The organism is Chitinophaga sp. Cy-1792 (assembly GCF_011752935.1).
Taxonomy (GTDB): domain Bacteria; phylum Bacteroidota; class Bacteroidia; order Chitinophagales; family Chitinophagaceae; genus Chitinophaga.
On sequence record NZ_VWWO01000001.1, the window covers coordinates 1,556,573 to 1,576,168 of the forward strand.

Genomic DNA, 19,596 nt, shown 5'->3' on the forward strand with positions numbered 1-19,596 from the left:
TATTTATGAAGAGAAGAGATTTCCTTAAATATACTGCTCCTGCTGCGGTGCTTCCCGGAATCCTGGGCGGCTTCTCAGTAAAGGCTTTTGGTGCTACTCCGCTGCTGTCGGCACTCAGCGGGGCCGCCTCCGATAATGATCACGTGCTGGTTATGATTCAGATGACTGGCGGAAACGATGGCCTCAACATGGTCATTCCACTGGATATCTATGGAAAATACCAGGCCGCCCGTACCAACATCGCTATCCCGCAAGGAAAAGTCCTTAAACTTGACGGCTATACGAAATCAGGTTTGCACCCTGCCATGACAGGTCTGCAAAAATTATATAACGACGGAAAAGTAAGCCTCATCCAAAGTGTAGGCTATCCTTCCCCGAACTTCTCGCACTTCCGCGCAACAGATATCTGGCTCACTGGCTCCGATTCCAACGAAGTGCTTACCACCGGCTGGACCGGCAGGTACCTGGAATCCCTGAACCCGGATTTCCCTAACGGCTATCCCAGCGCAGATAATCCAGACCCGCTGGCAATTCAGATAGGGTCTATCGTATCTCCTGCATTCCAGGGCACCAACGCGAGCATGGGTATCGCCATTACCAGTGCCACCGACTTCTACAACCTGATAGATGGTGTTATGGACCCCGTACCCAATACCAAGGCGGGAAAAGAGCTGGAATATATCCGCCTCATCGCGAAACAAACGAATAGTTATGAACAATCTATAAAGAAAGCTGCAGCCAAAGTAACCGCCCAGGGCGATTATCCGGCCAATAACGGCCTCGCGGCACAGCTGAAAATCGTAGCAAGACTTATTGCCGGCGGACTCAAAACCCGTCTCTATATGGTGAGCACGGGAGGTTTCGATACCCATGCCAGCCAGACGGATAGCGGCGACACTACTAAAGGAAACCATGCTAATTTATTAGGTGGCGTCTCTGATGCCATCGCTGCTTTTATGAGCGATTTACGCGGACTCAAGGCCTCCCGCCGCGTGGTAGGGATGACCTTCTCCGAATTCGGCCGCCGTATCAAATCCAACGGCAGTATCGGTACAGACCATGGTGCTGCTGCACCAATGATTGTATTTGGCGACTATGTCATGCAGGGCGTATTAGGGAACTCACCTTCCATCCCGGACGCTACCTCTGTAAATGATAATATTCCCATGCAGTACGATTTCAGATCTGTTTACGCTTCTATCCTGGAACAATGGTTCTGCGTAGCACCTACCGATCTGCAACGTATCCTGCAAAAGGATTACCAGCAGCTGCCGCTGGTCAGCGGCGTGGCTTGCGGTGTGATCACCGGCATCCCCGATACCACCCCTGACGAAAACAAACACCTGATCACCAACAGCCCGAACCCTTTTTCCAATACCACTAAAATTACCTATATCACCGGCGCCGGCAATACCATGATCCAGATATTCGATACCATGGGCCGCCTGGTAAGCGTTCCGGTAAATAAAGTACATGCCGCAGGTATCTACACCATCGACTTCGATGCCACCTATCTGCCAAGCGGTATTTATTATGCCCGATTCCAGAATGGACCGGTACAACAAGTCCGGCCAATGCTTAAGGTGAAGTAAACCAATGCTTTAGTTTAAATTTAGATTAAATATTGTGCAACCTTGTTGCAAATAGTTGGATTTAACTATCTTTGTCGCCATGTATAAAAAATACTGGCATAGGCTATTGGCGATCCTGCTGCTGGGGGTATTTACTTTAAATACCCTGCCCAGAGAATTTATACATGAATTTGCAAACCACCACGACACCCACGATGTTATTCATCCAAAGGGCGAATCAAGTGTTTCAACTGCTCACCGTCACTGTGAGTTTTTACAGATAGGCGTTGAGCCGTATGATGAGATTGTCTCTCACTATATAGTTCCTGTGCAGAAACTGGTGTGGGTGTTTCTTAGCCCCACTGTTGCTGCCATCAGTCACCAGACATTTCGGGATCTCGCCCCCAGAGCCCCTCCTGTGGCTTAATATACAATGTGTGCTTAGACTGTTTTATTAACAGTAATTATTCGGATTGTCTGCCGATGATCCCCTTATTTATTATTCTGAATTATCATCCTACTGATATGCAATACCTGCGTGTATTTATACCTCGCTTTCTCTTTGTATTACTGGGTTTCCTGGGAATACAGACGTCTATATATGCCAATGGCCTGTCGGCCAGAGATCTTGCCGATAACTCCCTGAGTGGTAAGATTACCGATAAAAAAACACATACCGCCTTACCTGGCGCAACCATCTATCTGCCAGACCTTAAAGTAGGTGCATCCGCAGATGGAAATGGAAACTATGTCATCAAAAATCTTCCAAAAGGAAAATTCCTGGTAGAGCTGCATTTCCTGGGATATGCCGCCTATACCACTACGGTAACTGTCAACGGTGATACCAGACAGGATTTCGAGCTCTCCGAAACTTTAATCGAAAAGAATGAAGTGGTGGTTACCGGCGTAAACCTCGCTACATCCGCCAAAAGCAGCCCGGTTCCTATCAGCATCATCCGCCGCGACTACCTCGATCAAAACATCTCTACAAATATTATTGATGCCATCGCGAAAGTACCAGGTGTAAGTACCTTGTCTACAGGACCTGCTATCAGCAAGCCTTTCATCAGAGGTTTGGGCTATAACCGCGTAGTGGTAGTGAGTGACGATGTTCGTCAGGAAGGTCAGCAATGGGGGGATGAACATGGTATTGAAATAGATGATTATAATGTTAGCAGAATAGAAGTGCTGAAAGGTCCTGCCTCCCTGATGTATGGCTCCGATGCACTGGCCGGTGTGGTAAATATCATCACGCCTGCACCCTTGCCTGTTGGTACAATTAAAGGTAATCTGGATGCAAACTACATGACCAACAACGGTACCATGGCTTATCATGCTGATATTGCCGGTAACCAGAATGGTTTCAGCTGGGGCGCCTATATCACACAGAAACAGGCGCATGACTATCAGAATAAATACGATGGTTATGTATTTAACTCACGTTATAATAATACCAACTTCGGCGCCAACATTGGCATCAACAAAAAATGGGGTTATTCACACCTGACGTTTACTTCCTTTAACCAGCACCTTGGCCTCGTGGAAGGAGACCGTGATAGTACCGGCCAGTTTGTAAAACCGGTGAATGATAATGGTGTGGCAGATGAAGCCCCAGTGACCAACAGCGATCACAGGTCATATAGCATGACCGTACCAAAACAGCAGATCAACCACCAGAAACTCGTATGGGACAATAGCCTGTACCTGAATAACGGTGGCCGTATCGGTCTGACGTTAGGCTATCAGCTGAACCAGCGCCGTGAATACGGAGATGTATTAAACCCGAATGAGCCTGGTTTATATCTCTACCTGCAAACCTTTAACTATGGCGCACGTTACTTTCTGCCTGAAATGAATGGCTGGCAAACGACCGTAGGGGTAAACGGTATGCAGCAAACCAATACAAACAAAGGCTCCGAATACCTGATACCGGCATATGACCTGTTTGATATCGGTGCTTTTGCAGTAACACGCAAAACCTTTGATAAGCTGACATTAAGCGGTGGTCTGCGCTTCGATAACCGCTCCCTGAATTCAAAAGCATTATTCCTGGATGCTGACGGAAAGCCGGCTCCTACTGGTGAAGATAAATTTAATGCGTTCAAAAAGAACTTCAATAATGTTTCCGGAAGCGTGGGTATCAGCTATGCTGCCAGCGATCGCGTAACGCTGAAAGCCAATGCAGCAAGAGGTTTTCGCGCTCCTAATATTGCAGAGCTTTCTGCTAATGGTGTGCATGAAGGTACGATCAAGTATGAATACGGTAATACGGATCTTAAACCCGAAGTCAGCACACAGGGAGATATAGGTATTGATTTCAATACCCAGCACGTATCCCTTACTGCCAGCATCTTCTACAACCATATCAATAATTTTATCTACTCCCGTAAATTATTCAATGCGGCAGGTACCGACTCTATTCCGGCTACCGACAACGAAGAAGGTTTTGCAGCTTTCAAATACATGCAAACCAATGCAAACCTCTATGGTGGCGAAATGATGCTGGATATTCACCCGCACCCGATCGACTGGCTGCACTTCGAAAACACCGTGTCCTATGTACGTGGTACGGCTACTAACGCTACCGACTCTACGAAAAATCTGCCTAATATTCCTGCAGCAAGATGGCTGGCAGAATTGAAAGGTAAGTTCAAGAAAGTAGGGAAGGGTTGCCTTCAGAATGCATACGTAGGCCTTCAGATGGATATGAACTTCGCACAGAATGATGTGTTCTCTGCTTATCAGACAGAAACGCCAACATCGGCCTATACCTTGCTGAATGCAGGTATTGGTACCGATTTCGTGAATAAGAAAAACAAAACACTGTTCTCGCTGCACCTGGCTATGAATAATATTACAGATGTTGCTTATCAGAATAACCTGAGCAGATTGAAATATGCACCTGTAAATGAAGTGACAGGCAGGGTAGGGGTGTTTAATATGGGTAGAACCTTTAGCGTGAAGGTGGCTATACCTTTGGAGTTTAAATAGTATATCCGGACAGATATAAAAAAGGGGTCTCTATTCCGTAGAGCCCCCTTTTTTTATTTATGGTGTATAAATTCGAGTATGGTATCCCGCCTCGCCAGTTCGGGTAGTTCGTGCGTAAAGAAGTGATCGAACAACAATGCCTTGTTGTTTCTTATCTTGTAGGCGGTAAATTTTCCTGCTGTAAACAGTCCCAGAATAGTATCCCCTTCGCTGATATACAGGTAGGGTGATGGTAAGGTATCCACTTTGCGGATGTAATTGATCAGCCGCTTATCCTTACTGCTGATGGTGATGGTTTGCATGGAATCGGCGCCATTTTCCACATTCATTGTAATATTGGCAGCCGTATATACAGTCGATTCATCCCCGGGATGACCGGATTTTAGCTTGAAATGTTGTGGTTGAATGGTCTTTTTGGTCCTATCTGCCACATGCACTTCTTCCGTAGGCTCTGGTGCGCTATTGCAAGCCTGGCAAGAGAAAAGGATGACTGCTATATAAAAACCTATTCTTGTCATTAGTATCGGGTTTGCTTTTTGATGCTTCCTGTGTGCGAATATCCGCAAATCTGGTGCATCTACCACTGGTATAATTATTTGATTGATTATATACGGATTTTGTAGTTTAGCACCCAAAGTTACCTATTTGCAACATCGATTGTATTAATTTCTAATTAGTTGCACACTACTTTCCTCCAATTTCATTGTTGCCTCTAAAATTCTTCTGACCACCATTGGTTCAGATTTTGGTTGAAAAAGATAGGGGCTGTTTTCACAGCCCCAAATATTTTCAAGCCAGTTTATTAATGTTGATGGTGATGAAATTTCTCCAGGTTCGCCGTACTCTCATCATAATACACAAAGAAATACAGGTAAATAGCCCTCGAAATACGCATCAGCCATGGTTGTAATACAATCAGTAAAACACCGTTTACGGCCAGCCATTTAAAAATACTGTTGTCCCTCCAGGTAATACCGAAAAATACAGCATACCATATCAGGTTGAACACACTGAATGCTACAGATAACGCATAACTCACATACCCGGTGCCAAACCAGAAGCCTGTTTCCAGCTCATATTTCTGACCACATACCGGGCAATGCTCGTACATGTCAAAAATCTTCGAAAATCGCAGATGAAACGGATTCTGATCTTTAAACATAGGGCCCTTTCTGCAACGCGGACATTTCATTGTCAGCATGCTCAGGAAGTAATTCGGGCGTTTAGGCTTATTCGTACTCATCTTGCAAATTTAATCAATTACTTGGAAGCTGTCTCAGTTTCAAACTTGCGCTCGCCAATCTGCTGACGCCACATAGCGTAATACAGTCCCTTTTCTTCCAACAAATCTGCATGACGTCCGGTTTCAACAATACGCCCTTTTTCCAGAACAAATATTCTGTCGGCATGCATAATCGTAGATAATCTATGTGCGATCATCACCGTGATATGCTGCCTGGTGGCGGTAATGTCCCTTACGGTACGGGTAATTTCCTCTTCTGTGATAGAATCCAGCGCGGAGGTGGCCTCGTCAAATACCATCAGCCTTGGTTTACGCAGGAGCGCCCTGGCGATAGACAAACGCTGCTTCTCTCCACCGGAAATCTTCACGCCGCCTTCGCCGATAACGGTTTCAATGCCTTTATCCGCACGGGCCAGTATAGTATAGCAGGAAGCCTTTTCCAATGCGTCCATGATCTCAGCATCTGTTGCGCCCGGGTTTACGAACAGGAGGTTTTCCTTGATAGTGCCGGCAAATAACTGCGTATCCTGGGTTACAAAACCCACCTGATGGCGCAATGACTCCATATCCACCCTGTTGGCCACCACACCGTTGTACAGGATATCACCCTCATTTGGTTTGTAGAGGCCCACCAGGAGCTTCACCAGTGTGGTTTTACCGGAGCCTGACGGCCCCACAAAGGCAATCGTTTCTCCCAGCTGTACATCAAAGCTGACGTTATCCAGCGCCTTTCCTTCGGCAGTGAGGTGCTTAAAGCCTACTTCCTTAAATTCCAGTTTTTCTATATGGGAGATGTATACCGGGTCTGCAGGCATTTCTTCCACCGGCGTATCCAGGATACGTTTAAAACTCTGAAGGGATACTTCTGCTTCCCTGTAGTTCAGAATGATATTACCCAATTCCTGTAAAGGACCGAAGATAAAGAAGGAATACAGCTGTAATGACATCAGCTGCCCAACGGTAACATAGTCACGGTAGATATAGAACAGCAACAGGAAAAGAATAGCAGAACGCATCAGGTTTACAAAGGTTCCCTGTACAAAGCTGATACTGCGGATGCTCTTCACTTTTTTCAGTTCCAGCATCAGGATTTTCAGTGTAGTGCTGTTGAGACGGCGGACTTCCTGGTTGGTAAGGCCTAAACTCTTTACCAGCTCAATGTTGCGGAGTGATTCGGTAGTAGAACCGGCGAGTGCAGTGGTTTCTTTTACGATGGTACGCTGAATGACCTTGATTTTCTTACTTAGTACATTCATCAGCACACCCAACAATACACAACCCACCAGGTAAACCAGTGGAAGCGTCGGATGTACGAAGTAAGCGTAAATCATCACAAATACAACCCCTATCATCGATACGAAAAGAACGTTTACAAATGACGTGATGAACTTCTCACAGTCTGTTCTTACTTTTTGCAGAATTGCCAGTGTTTCACCACTGCGCTGATCTTCAAACTGCTGGTATGGAAGGCGCAATGAATGCTTCAATCCGTCTGTATAAACCTGTGCACCAAATTTCTGCACAATCACATTTACAAAATAATCCTGAAATGCCTTCGCAATCCTGGAAATCATTGCTACACCAATAGATGCACCTAACAATAAAAGTACACCACTGAGGTAATTCCCCTCAGAACGGGCTGCCTGACCTAATGTATCGGTGAATTTTGGGTGGTTGGCAAACTTGTCAATAATACGCCCGAAAATATACGGGTCCATCAGGGAAAACAGCTGGTTCACTGCAGCCAGCAACATAGCGAAAAAGCAAAGCCATTTGTATTTCTTGAGATACTGTAGTAGTAGTTTCATAATCCAATTTTACGGAGTCTTTGGTTCTGTTCTGAAATAGTGTGGCAAAGGTACTGATGTTATAACATTGTAGTTCCGCCATTGCTCAAAAATGACTAACTTAATATAGAAGTTCTTTGTAAAGGTTACTGGTGATATTTCTGTTCATCTAACTAAATCTCCACATATGAAAACGTATGATGAAAAACATGTTAAAAACATCGTACTGTTGGGCGCTGCCAAGAGTGGAAAAACTACCCTCTCTGAAACAATGCTGTTCGAAGCCGGCATTGTCAGCAAACGCGGTACCGTTGAAGAAAACAACACTATTTCTGACTATCACGAAATAGAACATGAACGCGGTAATTCCGTTTATGCAACCACCTTGCACACGGAATGGAGAGACTATAAAATCAATATCATTGATACCCCCGGCCTGGAAGATTTTATCGGCGAGGTTATAGCATCCATCCGCGTTTGCGATACTGCTGTATTACTGCTGAATGCACAATACGGGGTAGAGGTCGGTACAGAAATGATATGGGACTATATAGACAGATACCGGAAACCCACCATACTGGCCATCAATCAGCTGGATACTGAACAGGCCAACTTTACAAAAACGGTGGAAGAAGCCCGCCAGGTGTTCGGAAACGCTGCCACCATTATGCAATACCCCGTCAACCAGGGCCCCGGATTCAACGCCATCATCGATCTCCTCAAAATGACCATGTACCGTTTCCCCCAAAACGGTGGAAAACCCGAAAAACTCCCCATCCCCGACAACGAAAAAGAACAAGCTGATAGACTCCACAACGAACTGGTAGAAAAAGCCGCCGAAAACGACGATACCCTCATGGAACAGTTCTTCGAAAAAGGTAGCCTCGACGAAGATGAACTCCGTGAAGGCCTCAAAATCGGTATGCTCAAACACCAGGTATTCCCCATTTTCTGCCTCTCTGCAAAAAATGATATGGGCAGCGGCCGCCTCATGGGCTTCATCGACAACGTCGCCCCAAGCGCCATCGATATGCCTGCTGAAATTACAGAAGAGGGTAAGGAAATCCCCTGCGACCCCGCCGGACCTGCCTGCCTCTTCGTATTCAAAACTATCCTGGAACCTCATGTAGGTAAACTCACCTTCTTCAAAGTCATGTCAGGAGAAGTGAAAACAGGTATGGAACTGATAAACGAAAAAGGTAATACGACAGAACGCATCAGCCAGCTGCTGATCGTAGATGGCAAAAACAGGAACAACGTCGACAAACTCCGCGCTGGCGACATCGGCTGTACCATCAAACTGAAAAATACCCTCACTAATCATACGCTCTGCGAGAAAAATTTCCCTGGTCAGATAGAGCCCATCCAGTTCCCGGCTCCTAAAGTGCGGGTAGCCGTCGAAACCCTGAACAAAGCCGATGACGAGAAACTCAGCGAAGTGCTGGCAGAAATCCACATGGAAGATCCTACCCTCGAAGTAGAATTCAACAGGGAACTGAAACAGGTCATCCTCCACGGCCAGGGCGACCTGCACCTCCTCGTCACCAAATGGCGCCTGGAAAATATCTATAAAATGCCGGTGGAATTCCTGCCCGCAAAAATCCCTTACCGCGAAACCATCCAGAAAGCTGCACTCTCTTCCTACAGACACAAAAAACAATCCGGTGGTGCCGGCCAGTTCGGGGAAGTCTATATCAAGATAGAACCCTGGTACGAAGGTATGCCCCCACTAAAAGAATACCCTGTCAGGGAAACGGAAGAAATCGCGCTCAACTGGGGCGGCAAGCTGGTATTCAATAACTGCATCGTAGGAGGCGCCATAGACGCACGTTTCCTGCCTTCCATCCTGAAAGGCGTCATGGAAAAAATGGTCGAAGGCCCACTCACCGGCTCCTATGTACGTGATATCCGCGTCAGCGTTTATGATGGCAAAATGCATCCGGTAGACAGTAACGATATGTCCTTTAAAATCGCTGGTAAGATGGCTTTCAGAGAGGCTTTCCACCAGGCTGCTCCACAACTGCTGGAACCGGTCTTCGACCTGGAAGCTACTGCCCCTGACGTTATGATGGGCGACATCATGAGCGAATTACAGAGCCACCGTAGCATTATAACGGGCATGGATACACTAAATGGTTACCAGGTAATCAAAGCCCGCACACCACAGGCCGAACTGGATAAACTCTTCTCCGCATTGCGGAATGTTACCCAGGGAAAAGCCAAGCTGAAAACGACTTTTGCAGAGTATGCACCGGTGCCGGCAGAAATACAGAAAAAACTCAGCGAAGACTATCGTAAAACAGAAGTGGAAGTTTAAGATCCACCCCAGCTTTGTCTGTCCAGACTCCTGTACTGTATGGCCTCCGCCAGATGGGCGGCTGTAATCAGTGTGCTGTGGTCCAGGTCCGCTATCGTGCGACTCACCTTCAGTATCCTGTCGTAGGCACGGGCAGATAGCTGTAGCTTTTTCATTGCGTTTTTTAGCAGCTCCCTGCTATGACTATCCGTATTGCAATGTTCCCGCATCATACGTGCATTCATCTGCGCATTACAGCTGATGCCGGCAAACCCCTCAAAGCGTTGCCGCTGCAACATCCTGGCAGCAATAACCCTACCTCTGATAACACTGCTGCTTTCTGCCTCCCCCGGTGCCGACAACGCCGAATAAGTAACAGGCGTTACTTCTACATGAAGATCAATCCTGTCCATCAGCGGCCCTGATATCTTATTCAGGTACTTATACACCATACCAGGTGCACAACTGCATTTTTTCTCCGGATGATTAAAATACCCGCATGGACAAGGGTTCATGGACGCCAGCAACATAAAATCAGCCGGAAACTCCACCGTTTGCCTGGTCCTTGCAATGGTAACAAACCTTTCTTCCATGGGTTGCCGCATCACTTCCAGCACATCCCGTTTAAACTCTGGTAATTCATCCAGGAATAATACACCGTTATGCGCCAGGGAAATTTCTCCGGGCTGAATATTGCTGCCGCCGCCTACCAGCGCGGCATTGCTAATGCCATGATGCGGCGCGCGGAATGGTCGTTGTGCGATCAATGCCGCTGCATGTGCCAGCTTGCCGGCAACAGAATAGATCTTCGTGGTTTCAAGGGCTTCTTCCGGCAGCATCGGCGGAAGTATCGAAGGGAAGCGCCGGGCCAGCATCGTCTTTCCTGCACCTGGCGGACCTATCAGAATAGCGTTATGTCCGCCGGCAGCGGCTATTTCCAGTGCCCGCTTGATATGTTGCTGCCCTTTCACTTCATTGAAGTCAAAATCATAATGCAGCTGTGCAGATAAAAAACGCTCTCCCGCCGCTGTGCTGGCGGATGTTAATAATGCTTCGCCGGATAAATGCCTGATAACTTCTTCCAGGTGTGTGGCGCCATATACTTCGATGCCTGCTACCAGTGCGGCTTCTTCGGCATTTGTCATTGGTAGAATGATGCTGCTGAAGCCTTCTGCTTTCGCCTGCATAGCCATGGACAAAGCGCCACGAACCGGCAGCAGCGTGCCATCCAGAGATAATTCACCCATGAGTAAAAATCCGGATAATACGTCGGAAGGAATACGTTCGCAGGCTGCCAGTATACCAATGGCGATAGGCAGGTCATAGGCAGTGCCAGCCTTACGAATGTCAGCAGGAGCAAGGTTTACGACCGTTCTGGTCCTGGGCATTTTCTGCCCTAAATGCTGCAACGCAGAAGTAATCCTTTGCTCACTTTCTTTAACGGCGTTATCTGGTAATCCGACAATAAAGAATTTATTGCCCTGAGAAGATACATTCACCTCTATGGTGATGGTAATGGCATGAACGCCCTGCAGGGCGCTGCCGAAGGTTTTAACAATCATATGGATGTAGCGTGGGTTAACAAAAATCAATCGTCTGCATAAGCGCAAACAACAAAATACAATCCTTTGCTGCGCTGCTCCTTATGCCACTTTGCGTGAAAAAAAAGAGCGCCGTAGGCGCTCCAAATATATTACTTTATCTGTTCCAGTAAATCCAGAACTTTTTCTCTTCTCAAAATCAGGTATCCAATCTTTTCCTTAGCTATACCATCTTTCAGCTGATACGTAAAATGCAGGTCTTCCTCAATAATGGTAGATTCAAAATATTTAAACTGAATCTTCTGCTCATGTTTCAGCTCTTCCGCTACCTCATACAGATGCGTGGAAAGGATAAACAGGCAGTTACTGCTTTTCAGCAGCCCTTTGATTACAGCAATAGAACAATTGCGGGCATCTTCCACATTCGTACCCTTAAACATCTCGTCTATCAGTACCAGCCATGTTTTGCCATTATTGATTTGTAAGATGGTATTTTTGATACGTTGTACTTCGTTGAAGAAATAACTCTCGCCTTTGAAAATATTATCCTGCACCTGGATGTTGCTGAAGATGCCATGGAAGAAGCTCAGTTCCATTTTCTCTGCGGGTACGCCCATACCTAAATGTGCCAGGAAAGTAGCGATACCTACGGCACGGATAAACGTGGTTTTACCGGCCATATTGGCACCCGTCAGGAACATGAAGTTACTGTCCTGATGCAGGCCCATATCATAGGCTACCGGCTTATCAAGTATGATATGATAGAGTTGTTTCGCGTTGATTACAGGTGTTGTAGTATCCAGGAATTCCGGGAAGTTCAGTTTGTGGTGTTTGATCGCTTTAGCCATCGCATAGTAAGCATCCAGCTGATAATACAGCGCAATCAGCTCCTGTACTACCTTACGGTTACGTTTGCGGACATAATTATCAAATCGCAATATGTTGGCTGCATGCATTTTATCGTCGGCATCTGCCTGAAGGATGGCATTGAAGTCGGGCTGGTTCAGCAACCTGGCAGCTCTATCCAGCGGTACTTTTAATACCTGTGGTGCATCTTCTCCGTTAAATACCTGTACAAAAGCCTTGAAACCTCTCAGCAGGTTCAACATTTCAGTAAACGCGAACTTGATATGTTTATAATCAGGTAGATAAACGGTCTTGTGTAAAGCTGCCTGGATTAACAGGCCCAATCCTTCTGTATTGCTGATGGGCTCAATCTGTGCTTCCATATAGTTTTCCACCACTACTACTGTACCGTTGGTGATAACGGAAGGCCACTGATTTTCCAGTTGTAGTATATATTTCAGCGCATCCTGACGCTGTTTGATGGATTTAATGTCCTGCAATGGCTTATTATACAGCTGACGCAGATAATCACGTCCTCCGGCTGTAATGGTGAAATCTAGTCTGCTGAACAGTGAATATTCTTCATCACGGTTGAAGATGGATAGGTCGTAATAGGATGTTTTGTCCAGTTGCATGCAGTCCTTTTTTTAGTGAATATACGTATACAAGGGTTAGGATGCAAAGATGTAGATATTCCATAAATTTTCCATTTAGTAAAGCCTTCTGTTTATTCTTTTCCGGGGAAACAAAAGCGGGCGCCATCGGCGCCCGCTTTTGTTTCCCCCGTTTCGGTTGAGACCGCAGGTCTCAACCGAAACGGGGAAGATATAATCCTCGTTTGTTAACGGTTAAACAGCATACGCTGACCTTTCACAGATTCATCAAATTTGCCGTTTTCATACGCCAGATGCCCGCTTACAAAGGTATGTGTGATCGCTGCCGGGAAGGTATGTCCTTCAAACGGACTCCAGCCACATTTATAGTAAATATTCTCTTTTTCCACTTTGGAAGCGCCTTTCATATCTACGATTACGCAGTCGGCATAGTAGCCTTCACGCAGGTAACCTCTTTCTCTGATCTGGAAACATACGGCAGGAGCGTGGCTCATCTTTTCTACTACTTTCTCGATAGAGATTTTTCCTTCCTGTACGTATTGCAACATCAGGAGCAGACTATGTTGTACCAGCGGCACACCGCTTGGAGCCTGCATATATGGCTGTTGTTTCTCTGCCCAGGTATGAGGTGCGTGGTCGGTAGCGATGATGTCCAGACGGTCATCCAGCAAGGCTTCCCAGAGGCCTGCCCTGTTTTCAGGAGATTTGATCGCAGGATTACATTTGATCAGGTTGCCGTATTGTGCGTAATCATCAGAGGTGAAGTGCAGGTGATGTACGCAAACCTCAGCAGTGATGCGCTTTTCAGCCAGCGGCAGCATGTTGCCGAAGAGTTGTAACTCTCTGGCCGTGGAGATATGCAGAATATGCAGGCGTGCATTGTGCTTTTGTGCAAACTGTATAGCTACCAGTGATGACTCGAAGCAGGCCTCTACATTGCGTATCAGCGGATGGTCTGCAGCGGTGAGGTTGTCTCCTTTTTCTTTTTTGAACAGCTCCATATTGGCGCGGATGATTTTTTCATCTTCGCAATGTGTAGCGATGAGCAGTTCACTATTGGAGAAAACGGTTTCCAGTGTCAGGTAGTTGTCTACCAGCATATTTCCGGTAGATGATCCCATAAAGATCTTCACACCGCATACCGTTTCTTTTTTATCATTTGTTTTGAGAATTTCTTCTACATTATCATTGGCCGCCCCCATGAAGAAGGAGTAGTTGGCCAGGGAATGCGCTTTGCCGATAGCGTATTTATCTTCCAGCAATTCCTGGGTCAGGGCTGCTGGCTTGGTATTCGGCATTTCCATGAAGCTGGTGGTACCGCCGGCAACAGCTGCGCGGGCTTCGGTGTAAATAGTAGCTTTCTCTGTCAGGCCTGGCTCACGGAAATGTACCTGGTCGTCTATAACGCCTGGCAGCAAGTGTTTTCCGGTACCGTCTATCTCCTTGTAATTTCCGCTGACAGTGATATTGGGCGCTATTTTTTCAATGCGGCTATCTTTGATCCAAACATCCTGTACCGTGGTGCGTCCTTCATTTACCACGGCGATATTCCTGATGATGTAGTTTTGCATGATGCAAATATAGCTAATCGCAGGATGGTTTTATCCTTCCAGATGTATGGAGAATACGATCATGTGCGACTGCAGCTTGTCGATTACATTGGAATAGCGCAGACTAGGGTCTTTAATAAGTACGTTTCCGATCCCATTGCTTACTTTAAACTCCGGGGAGAAGATGAAGCTCTCAAAGTAGAATTCAAATCCGGCGCCTATTTCGTAGCCATAGTCGCTTTTTTTGATTTTGATCATAGACTCTGTTTTCTTCATACGGGCGTTGGAAGCCAGGTCATAATCATATTTCATCCCGCCGATAGCGTAAACACGCATATTACCAATACGGTCAGATTTGAACTTTATCTGCAAAGGAAAACTGAGGAGAATAGACTCGATTTTCTTTTGCGTATCGGTAAGTGTAGGGTAAGATTCTTTATAGTAAAGATTTTTAGATGCGAATACCAGCTGTGGATTAAGACGTAGATCAAAATGCTCTGTCAGGCGGGCATTTGCCAGCAATCCCAGGTTGAACCCCATTGTTTTCAGGGGTTCGGCAACCATGATAGAGTCATCGGCAAGGAAAGCCTGTGCATGTAATAATCTGAAGTTCGACTGGTTAGTGGCCAGCGAAATTCCGAAGTAATAGGGTTTTGCATCATGTTCCAGCATATTGAGGTTCTGCTGTGCCTTTGCGGGTATCAGCAGTAACAGGCATAACCCTGTTAACGCGAAGCGCAATAGATGGAACATATGCCGAATGTGAGCGTTTTGCATGTAACGGCCTGGAATCCTGTATTGGTTAAAATATTGCACATTTCTTCTCCCTGTGGAAACGCTTTCACGGACTCTGGCAGATAGCTATAGGCTGCTTTGCTCTTGGCTATCCATTTCCCGATCAGGGGTGTTATATAACGAAAATACAAATTATAAAATTGCTTAATAGGGAAAACTGTCGGGTTGGAAAATTCAAGAATAACCAATTTGCCACCAGGTTTCAGTACCCTTCTCATTTCTGCCAGCCCTTTCTGCAGGTTTTCGAAATTACGTACACCAAAGGCTACAGTTATCGCATCAAACGTCTGATCTGGAAAACTTATTGTCTCACTGTCGCCCAACTGCAGGCTAATTTTGTTGGTAAGGCCCTCTTTCTGGATCTTCTCACGGCCATGAGCCAGCATCCCTTCAGAGATGTCGATGCCCGTAATATGGTCGGGGTTCAGGCGTTTGGACGCCATAATGGCAAAATCACCGGTTCCTGTGGCCACATCCAGCATATTTTTTGGCTGCAGGCTTTTCAGGTATTTCAGCGCTTTTTTACGCCAGATAACATCAATACCTAAAGACATGAAATGGTTCAGAAAGTCGTATCGATGAGCAATGTCATCAAACATCGTGGCTATCTGCTGCTTCTTGCTTAAATTTGACTCCGAAAAGGGAACAATCTTCTCAACATTTAATTTTCCTGACATAGCCCGCAAAGTTAAATAATGTAGGCATATGACAGATATACAAAGTAATAATTATGATAATTAAGACAGCAGAATATCTCATCAGTAGTCCCGACTGGGAAAAGTGTCCAAAGCCGACCTGGCCGGAATATGCATTTATCGGGCGTTCCAACGTGGGTAAATCTTCACTGATCAATTTGCTGACTAATAACGAGAAACTGGCGAAAACCTCCGGAACTCCCGGTAAAACACAGCTGATAAATCACTTCATCATCAATAATGCCTGGTACCTGGTCGATCTGCCGGGGTACGGGTTTGCCAAAAGGAGTATGTCGCAACGCCGCCAGTGGGAGCAAATGATCGAAAACTATCTGCGTAAGCGGGAAAACCTGGTAAATGTATTTGTACTGATCGACAGCCGCCACGCACCACAAAAAATTGATATCGAATTTATCAACCAGCTGGGCGAATGGCAGGTGCCTTTCAGCATCGTATTTACCAAAGCAGATAAAGGAACCCAGGCAGAAGTAAGCAAAAATGTAAAGCTGTTTCTCAATAAAATGAGAGAAACATGGGAATTCCTACCACCTCACTTCGTTACCTCTACCGTTAAAAAAATGGGAAGAGACGCCATCCTGGGCTATATCGAAGAATTAAATGCCCAGTTCAGGGCAATTGCCTGATAAATCATTATAGTTCGTGAACTTCCCGCCGAAGGCGGGTAGTTCACGAAAAAACCGAAGACGCCAACGGCATCTTCGGTTTTTTCGTGCCGGAAGTCTCATGCGGGAAACAAAAGGCAGGTATCTGCCTGAAAAACAGGCAAAAGAGGAGCTATACGCTTAAAGCGCCTATTTACAGATACAGTAAGGAGGAAAAAATGGGGGGAGAAATTGCCAGCCGGTGGGTGAGCACCCATCGGTAGTTTATTGAAGGAGGTAAAACACGCAGCAGCTTAATTTACAATCTTATCAGCGCAGCAGCTGCTGGCAAACGCTTCTGGCTTGGCTTTAAAGGCAAAACCCATTCCCAGGATATAGCCCATCGCCTCACGTAACGCCAGGTTACTTTTAAATTGTGGATTAGTATTGATGTCTGCATGCACTTCCATATCTACTTCATATTCTGTAAACAGGTCGCACAACTCATAGGCAATCTCAATACTACGGGAAACTTCTACCAGCATTCTCTCTTTGATGGAATAACTGGTCTTCGTTTTTTCATTCTGGATAAACATAAAGCCGCCATGGCCTTCCCGGAGAAATACGATCACCGTGGCAAATTCGGTATCCAGACCTTTCACTTGTGAATCCGTTCCAATACACACTTTCAGCCGGTATCCATTCCCCCTTTCACGGATGATGGCCCGGCGAACTTCCTCTTTGACTGGGAGATGAATGGGCTCTCCATTAAATCTTCTCCATTGCATAAAATATATATTAAAGGGTGAACAAGCGTAGTCATAAATGTTTAGTTAGATAAATAATCAGATCCTGTCTGTAATAGTAAGTCCTTGCTTTGGGTAAAGGGTTAACGTACCGAATATACGAAATGCTTTTTGTTAATAAACGCAGCCATTCGCTTCAAATAAAAAAACAGGTACTAAAAAGCAATGTACCTGGCGGTAGCCCACCCCCGCACGGAGCGCGGAACCAAACCAACCGATACCGAAGGTATCGGTTGTGAAAATCTAATGCAGGTAAGGGAAATAGGTGTTTTTTATAAAAAAGGGACAATCTAATACTGTCCTGTGCTCAATAATACCAATGTACATGCTTCCTGTGGCTGTATACCATTCCTGATGGCCAGTTCCTTTAGTTCAGGATTTTCTGTACCCGGATTAAAGATGATCCGCCTGGGATGCAATTGTAAAATATAGTCATAGTAAGATGCCTGTAGCGTAGGGTTCATATACAGTGTCACTGTATCTACGTTGGCAACGTTCGGATGTTCTTTGATGATCTCCTGTCCTTCTATATTTCCTTCCCTGTTGCCAATAGCCACAATGGGATGTCCATGCTTCTGCAGCATGGAAACGGCCAGGTAGCTATATCTGGACGGATTGGGAGAGGCCCCCAATACAACAGTCAGTTTTTTATCGCTGGTTTCCATATACCGAATTTACAAAATTCAGAACAGATGGTAGCTGCTCCTGGTCATTTCACTAAGAATGTTACGTATGGCCGGCTCCAGTAGGGGATAACGGAAGTTATAGCCACATTGCAGGGCTCTGGTAGGTAGTACCCACCTGCTTTTCAGCAACAATTCCGTTTCCGTGCCGATCAGCCTGGCGCCTATGGCCAGCATCCATGCTGCGGCTGGCAGTCCGAAATAATGGCCTGCGGCTTTGCGCAGTGTTGCCATAAATATCCGGTTGTTGACCGGGTTGGGAGAGGTGCAGTTGAAAGTGCCGTCCAGCGTTGGGTTTTCAGCGATCCAGGCCATCATGCCAGCCACGTCTTCGGCATGTACCCAGGTGTATTTCTGTAAACCGTTGCCCTGCTGGCCACCCAGTCCGAATTTTACCAGGTTGCAATACGGTTGCATGACACCTCCCGGCTCACTACCTAACGTAACGCCTATACGAAGAATGGCTTTCCTTGTTTGCGGAAGGGAAAGGTCGTTGAATGTCTGTTCCCATTTTTTACATACCTGTACAGAAAAATCATTGGCTATTTCACCATTGAATTCATCCATCGGATGGTCTTCGGCATGGCGGTAAATAGTGGCAGAAGCCGCATTGATCCATACTTTGGGCGGATTTTTTGCCGCCAGTACTGCCTGGCCTAACACCTGTGTGGAAAAGGTGCGGCTGTCGAAAATAGCTTTTTTATTTGCCTCGTTATACCGGCAGTTGACACTCTTTCCGGAGAGGTTAACCAGGAGGTCGGCGCCTTCCAGGGCTGCGGCCCATTCGCCCAGGGTCTGTCCATCCCATTGAAGATAGGTGATGCTGCCGGCGTTGATATGCTGCTCCCTGGAAAGGATGATAAGCTGGTTGTCCGGACTCCAGTATTTGGCCAGACTCCTTCCAAGAAATCCGCTGCCACCGGCTATGATGATTTTTTTGTTTTTCATTTTGCTGTAGTTTTGATAATTCGGAACTTTCAGAAAATATTGAAATATTGGCGCAAAAAAAATTACTTGATGAGTTTCAGCAGGCTGCTATAGAACCAGTTTTCTTCCGATTTAATGAAGGCAGAAATGGTTTTATCTGTTTGCTGTGCAAACTTGTTGATGTTCTGGATGGAGTCTTTGAAGGCTTTGAGTTCTTTGTCTTTAGGGTCGCCTTCGGCCTGCTGTAATTGTTGGAGTACTTTCATGATAGGATCGAGCTCACGTTTTTTACGTTCGCGTGCGATGTAGGTAGCGACTTTCCAGATATCTTTTTCGGCAATGAAATATTCCTTTCTTTCACCAGGAATGAGTACCCGCTCTACGAGCCCCCAGTTAATGAGTTCACGTACGTTCATGTTGGTGTTACCACGGGAGATATTCAGTTCTTCCATGATATCATCTGCGCTGAGTGGGTCCGGCATCACTAGCAGCAGCGCGTGAATCTGAGCCATGGTACGGTTAATACCCCATTGTGCACCCAGTGATCCCCATGTTTGAATAAATTGCGCTTTTGCTTCAGGTAAGTTCATTACAGAATAATTTGATACGGGCAAATGTAAACCAAGTTTTTGAACTTTCAAAAATTAAT

Annotated in this window: 17 protein-coding genes; 5 read left to right on the top strand and 12 right to left on the bottom strand. The window is 46.0% G+C overall.

Features of this window, described 5'->3' with window-relative positions; all coding sequences use genetic code 11:
* Positions 1-5 precede the first annotated feature (5 nt).
* From F3J22_RS06400 to F3J22_RS06410, 3 genes are all read left to right on the top strand, one after another.
* Positions 6-1,592 (top strand): DUF1501 domain-containing protein, encoded by a 1,587-nt coding sequence (locus F3J22_RS06400; protein ID WP_167015414.1) that lies wholly within the window; start codon positions 6-8, stop codon positions 1,590-1,592.
* Between the two features lie 79 nt (positions 1,593-1,671).
* Positions 1,672-1,998 (top strand): hypothetical protein, encoded by a 327-nt coding sequence (locus F3J22_RS06405; protein WP_167015416.1) that lies wholly within the window; start codon positions 1,672-1,674, stop codon positions 1,996-1,998.
* Positions 1,999-2,054: 56 nt separating this feature from the next.
* A complete protein-coding gene (locus F3J22_RS06410; RefSeq protein ID WP_240155010.1) occupies positions 2,055-4,562 on the top strand; it encodes a TonB-dependent receptor in 2,508 nt (835 codons plus the stop codon).
* A 53-nt stretch (positions 4,563-4,615) separates the two neighbouring features.
* Here the strand turns inward: F3J22_RS06410 and F3J22_RS06415 are convergent, their stop codons facing one another.
* The 3 genes from F3J22_RS06415 to F3J22_RS06425 all read right to left on the bottom strand — a co-directional run bounded on the left by F3J22_RS06415 (position 4,616) and on the right by F3J22_RS06425 (position 7,613).
* Positions 4,616-5,080, bottom strand: coding sequence for a hypothetical protein (locus F3J22_RS06415; RefSeq protein ID WP_167015418.1), 465 nt, complete (start codon positions 5,078-5,080; stop codon positions 4,616-4,618).
* A gap of 284 nt (positions 5,081-5,364) precedes the next feature.
* Complete coding sequence (locus F3J22_RS06420) at positions 5,365-5,805, bottom strand: DUF983 domain-containing protein (protein ID WP_167015420.1); 441 nt, start codon at positions 5,803-5,805, stop codon at positions 5,365-5,367.
* A gap of 17 nt (positions 5,806-5,822) precedes the next feature.
* The gene (locus tag F3J22_RS06425) at positions 5,823-7,613 is read right to left on the bottom strand and encodes an ABC transporter ATP-binding protein (RefSeq protein WP_167015422.1); all 1,791 of its coding nucleotides are present in this window, start codon (positions 7,611-7,613) and stop codon (positions 5,823-5,825) included.
* 166 nt (positions 7,614-7,779) lie between these two features.
* Between F3J22_RS06425 and F3J22_RS06430 the strand changes: the two genes are divergently transcribed.
* Positions 7,780-9,909 carry a translation factor GTPase family protein gene (locus F3J22_RS06430; RefSeq protein WP_167015424.1) on the top strand — a complete coding sequence of 710 codons (2,130 nt, stop codon included), beginning with the start codon at positions 7,780-7,782 and terminating at the stop codon, positions 9,907-9,909.
* Here the strand turns inward: F3J22_RS06430 and F3J22_RS06435 are convergent.
* From F3J22_RS06435 to ubiE, 5 genes are all read right to left on the bottom strand, one after another.
* Positions 9,906-11,450, bottom strand: coding sequence for a YifB family Mg chelatase-like AAA ATPase (locus F3J22_RS06435; RefSeq protein ID WP_167015426.1), 1,545 nt, complete (start codon positions 11,448-11,450; stop codon positions 9,906-9,908). The two genes, F3J22_RS06430 and F3J22_RS06435, sit on opposite strands and share 4 nt — an antisense overlap.
* A gap of 131 nt (positions 11,451-11,581) precedes the next feature.
* Positions 11,582-12,910: a DNA mismatch repair protein MutS gene (locus F3J22_RS06440; protein WP_167015428.1), complete on the bottom strand. Its 1,329-nt coding sequence runs from the start codon at positions 12,908-12,910 to the stop codon at positions 11,582-11,584.
* A gap of 206 nt (positions 12,911-13,116) precedes the next feature.
* Positions 13,117-14,460: a dihydroorotase gene (locus tag F3J22_RS06445; RefSeq protein WP_167015430.1), complete on the bottom strand. Its 1,344-nt coding sequence runs from the start codon at positions 14,458-14,460 to the stop codon at positions 13,117-13,119.
* A 30-nt stretch (positions 14,461-14,490) separates the two neighbouring features.
* Positions 14,491-15,192 (bottom strand): outer membrane beta-barrel protein, encoded by a 702-nt coding sequence (locus F3J22_RS06450; RefSeq protein ID WP_240155011.1) that lies wholly within the window; start codon positions 15,190-15,192, stop codon positions 14,491-14,493.
* A complete protein-coding gene (gene ubiE / locus F3J22_RS06455; protein WP_167015432.1) occupies positions 15,165-15,911 on the bottom strand; it encodes a bifunctional demethylmenaquinone methyltransferase/2-methoxy-6-polyprenyl-1,4-benzoquinol methylase UbiE in 747 nt (248 codons plus the stop codon). The genes F3J22_RS06450 and ubiE overlap by 28 nt, the downstream gene beginning before the upstream one ends.
* A 53-nt stretch (positions 15,912-15,964) precedes the next feature.
* Between ubiE and yihA the strand changes: the two genes are divergently transcribed.
* On the top strand, positions 15,965-16,573 hold the full coding sequence (yihA, locus tag F3J22_RS06460; RefSeq protein WP_167015434.1) for a ribosome biogenesis GTP-binding protein YihA/YsxC: 609 nt from the start codon (positions 15,965-15,967) through the stop codon (positions 16,571-16,573).
* Positions 16,574-16,845: 272 nt separating this feature from the next.
* Here yihA and F3J22_RS06465 read toward each other — a convergent pair whose 3' ends face one another.
* From F3J22_RS06465 to F3J22_RS06480, 4 genes are all read right to left on the bottom strand, one after another.
* Positions 16,846-17,319: a ribonuclease H-like YkuK family protein gene (locus tag F3J22_RS06465; RefSeq protein ID WP_167015436.1), complete on the bottom strand. Its 474-nt coding sequence runs from the start codon at positions 17,317-17,319 to the stop codon at positions 16,846-16,848.
* 308 nt (positions 17,320-17,627) lie between these two features.
* Complete coding sequence (locus tag F3J22_RS06470) at positions 17,628-18,002, bottom strand: CoA-binding protein (protein ID WP_167015438.1); 375 nt, start codon at positions 18,000-18,002, stop codon at positions 17,628-17,630.
* An 18-nt stretch (positions 18,003-18,020) separates the two neighbouring features.
* Positions 18,021-18,968: a TIGR01777 family oxidoreductase gene (locus F3J22_RS06475; protein WP_167015440.1), complete on the bottom strand. Its 948-nt coding sequence runs from the start codon at positions 18,966-18,968 to the stop codon at positions 18,021-18,023.
* A gap of 62 nt (positions 18,969-19,030) precedes the next feature.
* Entirely contained in the window at positions 19,031-19,537 is a 507-nt protein-coding gene (locus tag F3J22_RS06480; RefSeq protein WP_167015442.1) for a GbsR/MarR family transcriptional regulator, read from the bottom strand.
* Between the last annotated feature and the right edge of the window lie 59 nt (positions 19,538-19,596).

What these genes read in the sequence shown, in the direction of transcription:
- F3J22_RS06400 (WP_167015414.1), top strand. Translation starts at nt 6, where the DNA reads ATGAAGAGAAGAGATTTCCTTAAATATACTGCTCCTGCTGCGGTGCTT.
- F3J22_RS06470 (WP_167015438.1), bottom strand. Translation starts at nt 18,002, where the DNA reads ATGGAAACCAGCGATAAAAAACTGACTGTTGTATTGGGGGCCTCTCCC.
- F3J22_RS06430 (WP_167015424.1), top strand. Translation starts at nt 7,780, where the DNA reads ATGAAAACGTATGATGAAAAACATGTTAAAAACATCGTACTGTTGGGC.
- F3J22_RS06440 (WP_167015428.1), bottom strand. Translation starts at nt 12,910, where the DNA reads ATGCAACTGGACAAAACATCCTATTACGACCTATCCATCTTCAACCGT.
- F3J22_RS06480 (WP_167015442.1), bottom strand. Translation starts at nt 19,537, where the DNA reads ATGAACTTACCTGAAGCAAAAGCGCAATTTATTCAAACATGGGGATCA.
- F3J22_RS06465 (WP_167015436.1), bottom strand. Translation starts at nt 17,319, where the DNA reads ATGCAATGGAGAAGATTTAATGGAGAGCCCATTCATCTCCCAGTCAAA.
- F3J22_RS06410 (WP_240155010.1), top strand. Translation starts at nt 2,055, where the DNA reads ATGATCCCCTTATTTATTATTCTGAATTATCATCCTACTGATATGCAA.
- F3J22_RS06450 (WP_240155011.1), bottom strand. Translation starts at nt 15,192, where the DNA reads ATGTTCCATCTATTGCGCTTCGCGTTAACAGGGTTATGCCTGTTACTG.
- F3J22_RS06405 (WP_167015416.1), top strand. Translation starts at nt 1,672, where the DNA reads ATGTATAAAAAATACTGGCATAGGCTATTGGCGATCCTGCTGCTGGGG.
- F3J22_RS06425 (WP_167015422.1), bottom strand. Translation starts at nt 7,613, where the DNA reads ATGAAACTACTACTACAGTATCTCAAGAAATACAAATGGCTTTGCTTT.
- F3J22_RS06475 (WP_167015440.1), bottom strand. Translation starts at nt 18,968, where the DNA reads ATGAAAAACAAAAAAATCATCATAGCCGGTGGCAGCGGATTTCTTGGA.
- yihA (WP_167015434.1), top strand. Translation starts at nt 15,965, where the DNA reads ATGATAATTAAGACAGCAGAATATCTCATCAGTAGTCCCGACTGGGAA.
- F3J22_RS06435 (WP_167015426.1), bottom strand. Translation starts at nt 11,450, where the DNA reads ATGATTGTTAAAACCTTCGGCAGCGCCCTGCAGGGCGTTCATGCCATT.
- ubiE (WP_167015432.1), bottom strand. Translation starts at nt 15,911, where the DNA reads ATGTCAGGAAAATTAAATGTTGAGAAGATTGTTCCCTTTTCGGAGTCA.
- F3J22_RS06445 (WP_167015430.1), bottom strand. Translation starts at nt 14,460, where the DNA reads ATGCAAAACTACATCATCAGGAATATCGCCGTGGTAAATGAAGGACGC.
- F3J22_RS06415 (WP_167015418.1), bottom strand. Translation starts at nt 5,080, where the DNA reads ATGACAAGAATAGGTTTTTATATAGCAGTCATCCTTTTCTCTTGCCAG.
- F3J22_RS06420 (WP_167015420.1), bottom strand. Translation starts at nt 5,805, where the DNA reads ATGAGTACGAATAAGCCTAAACGCCCGAATTACTTCCTGAGCATGCTG.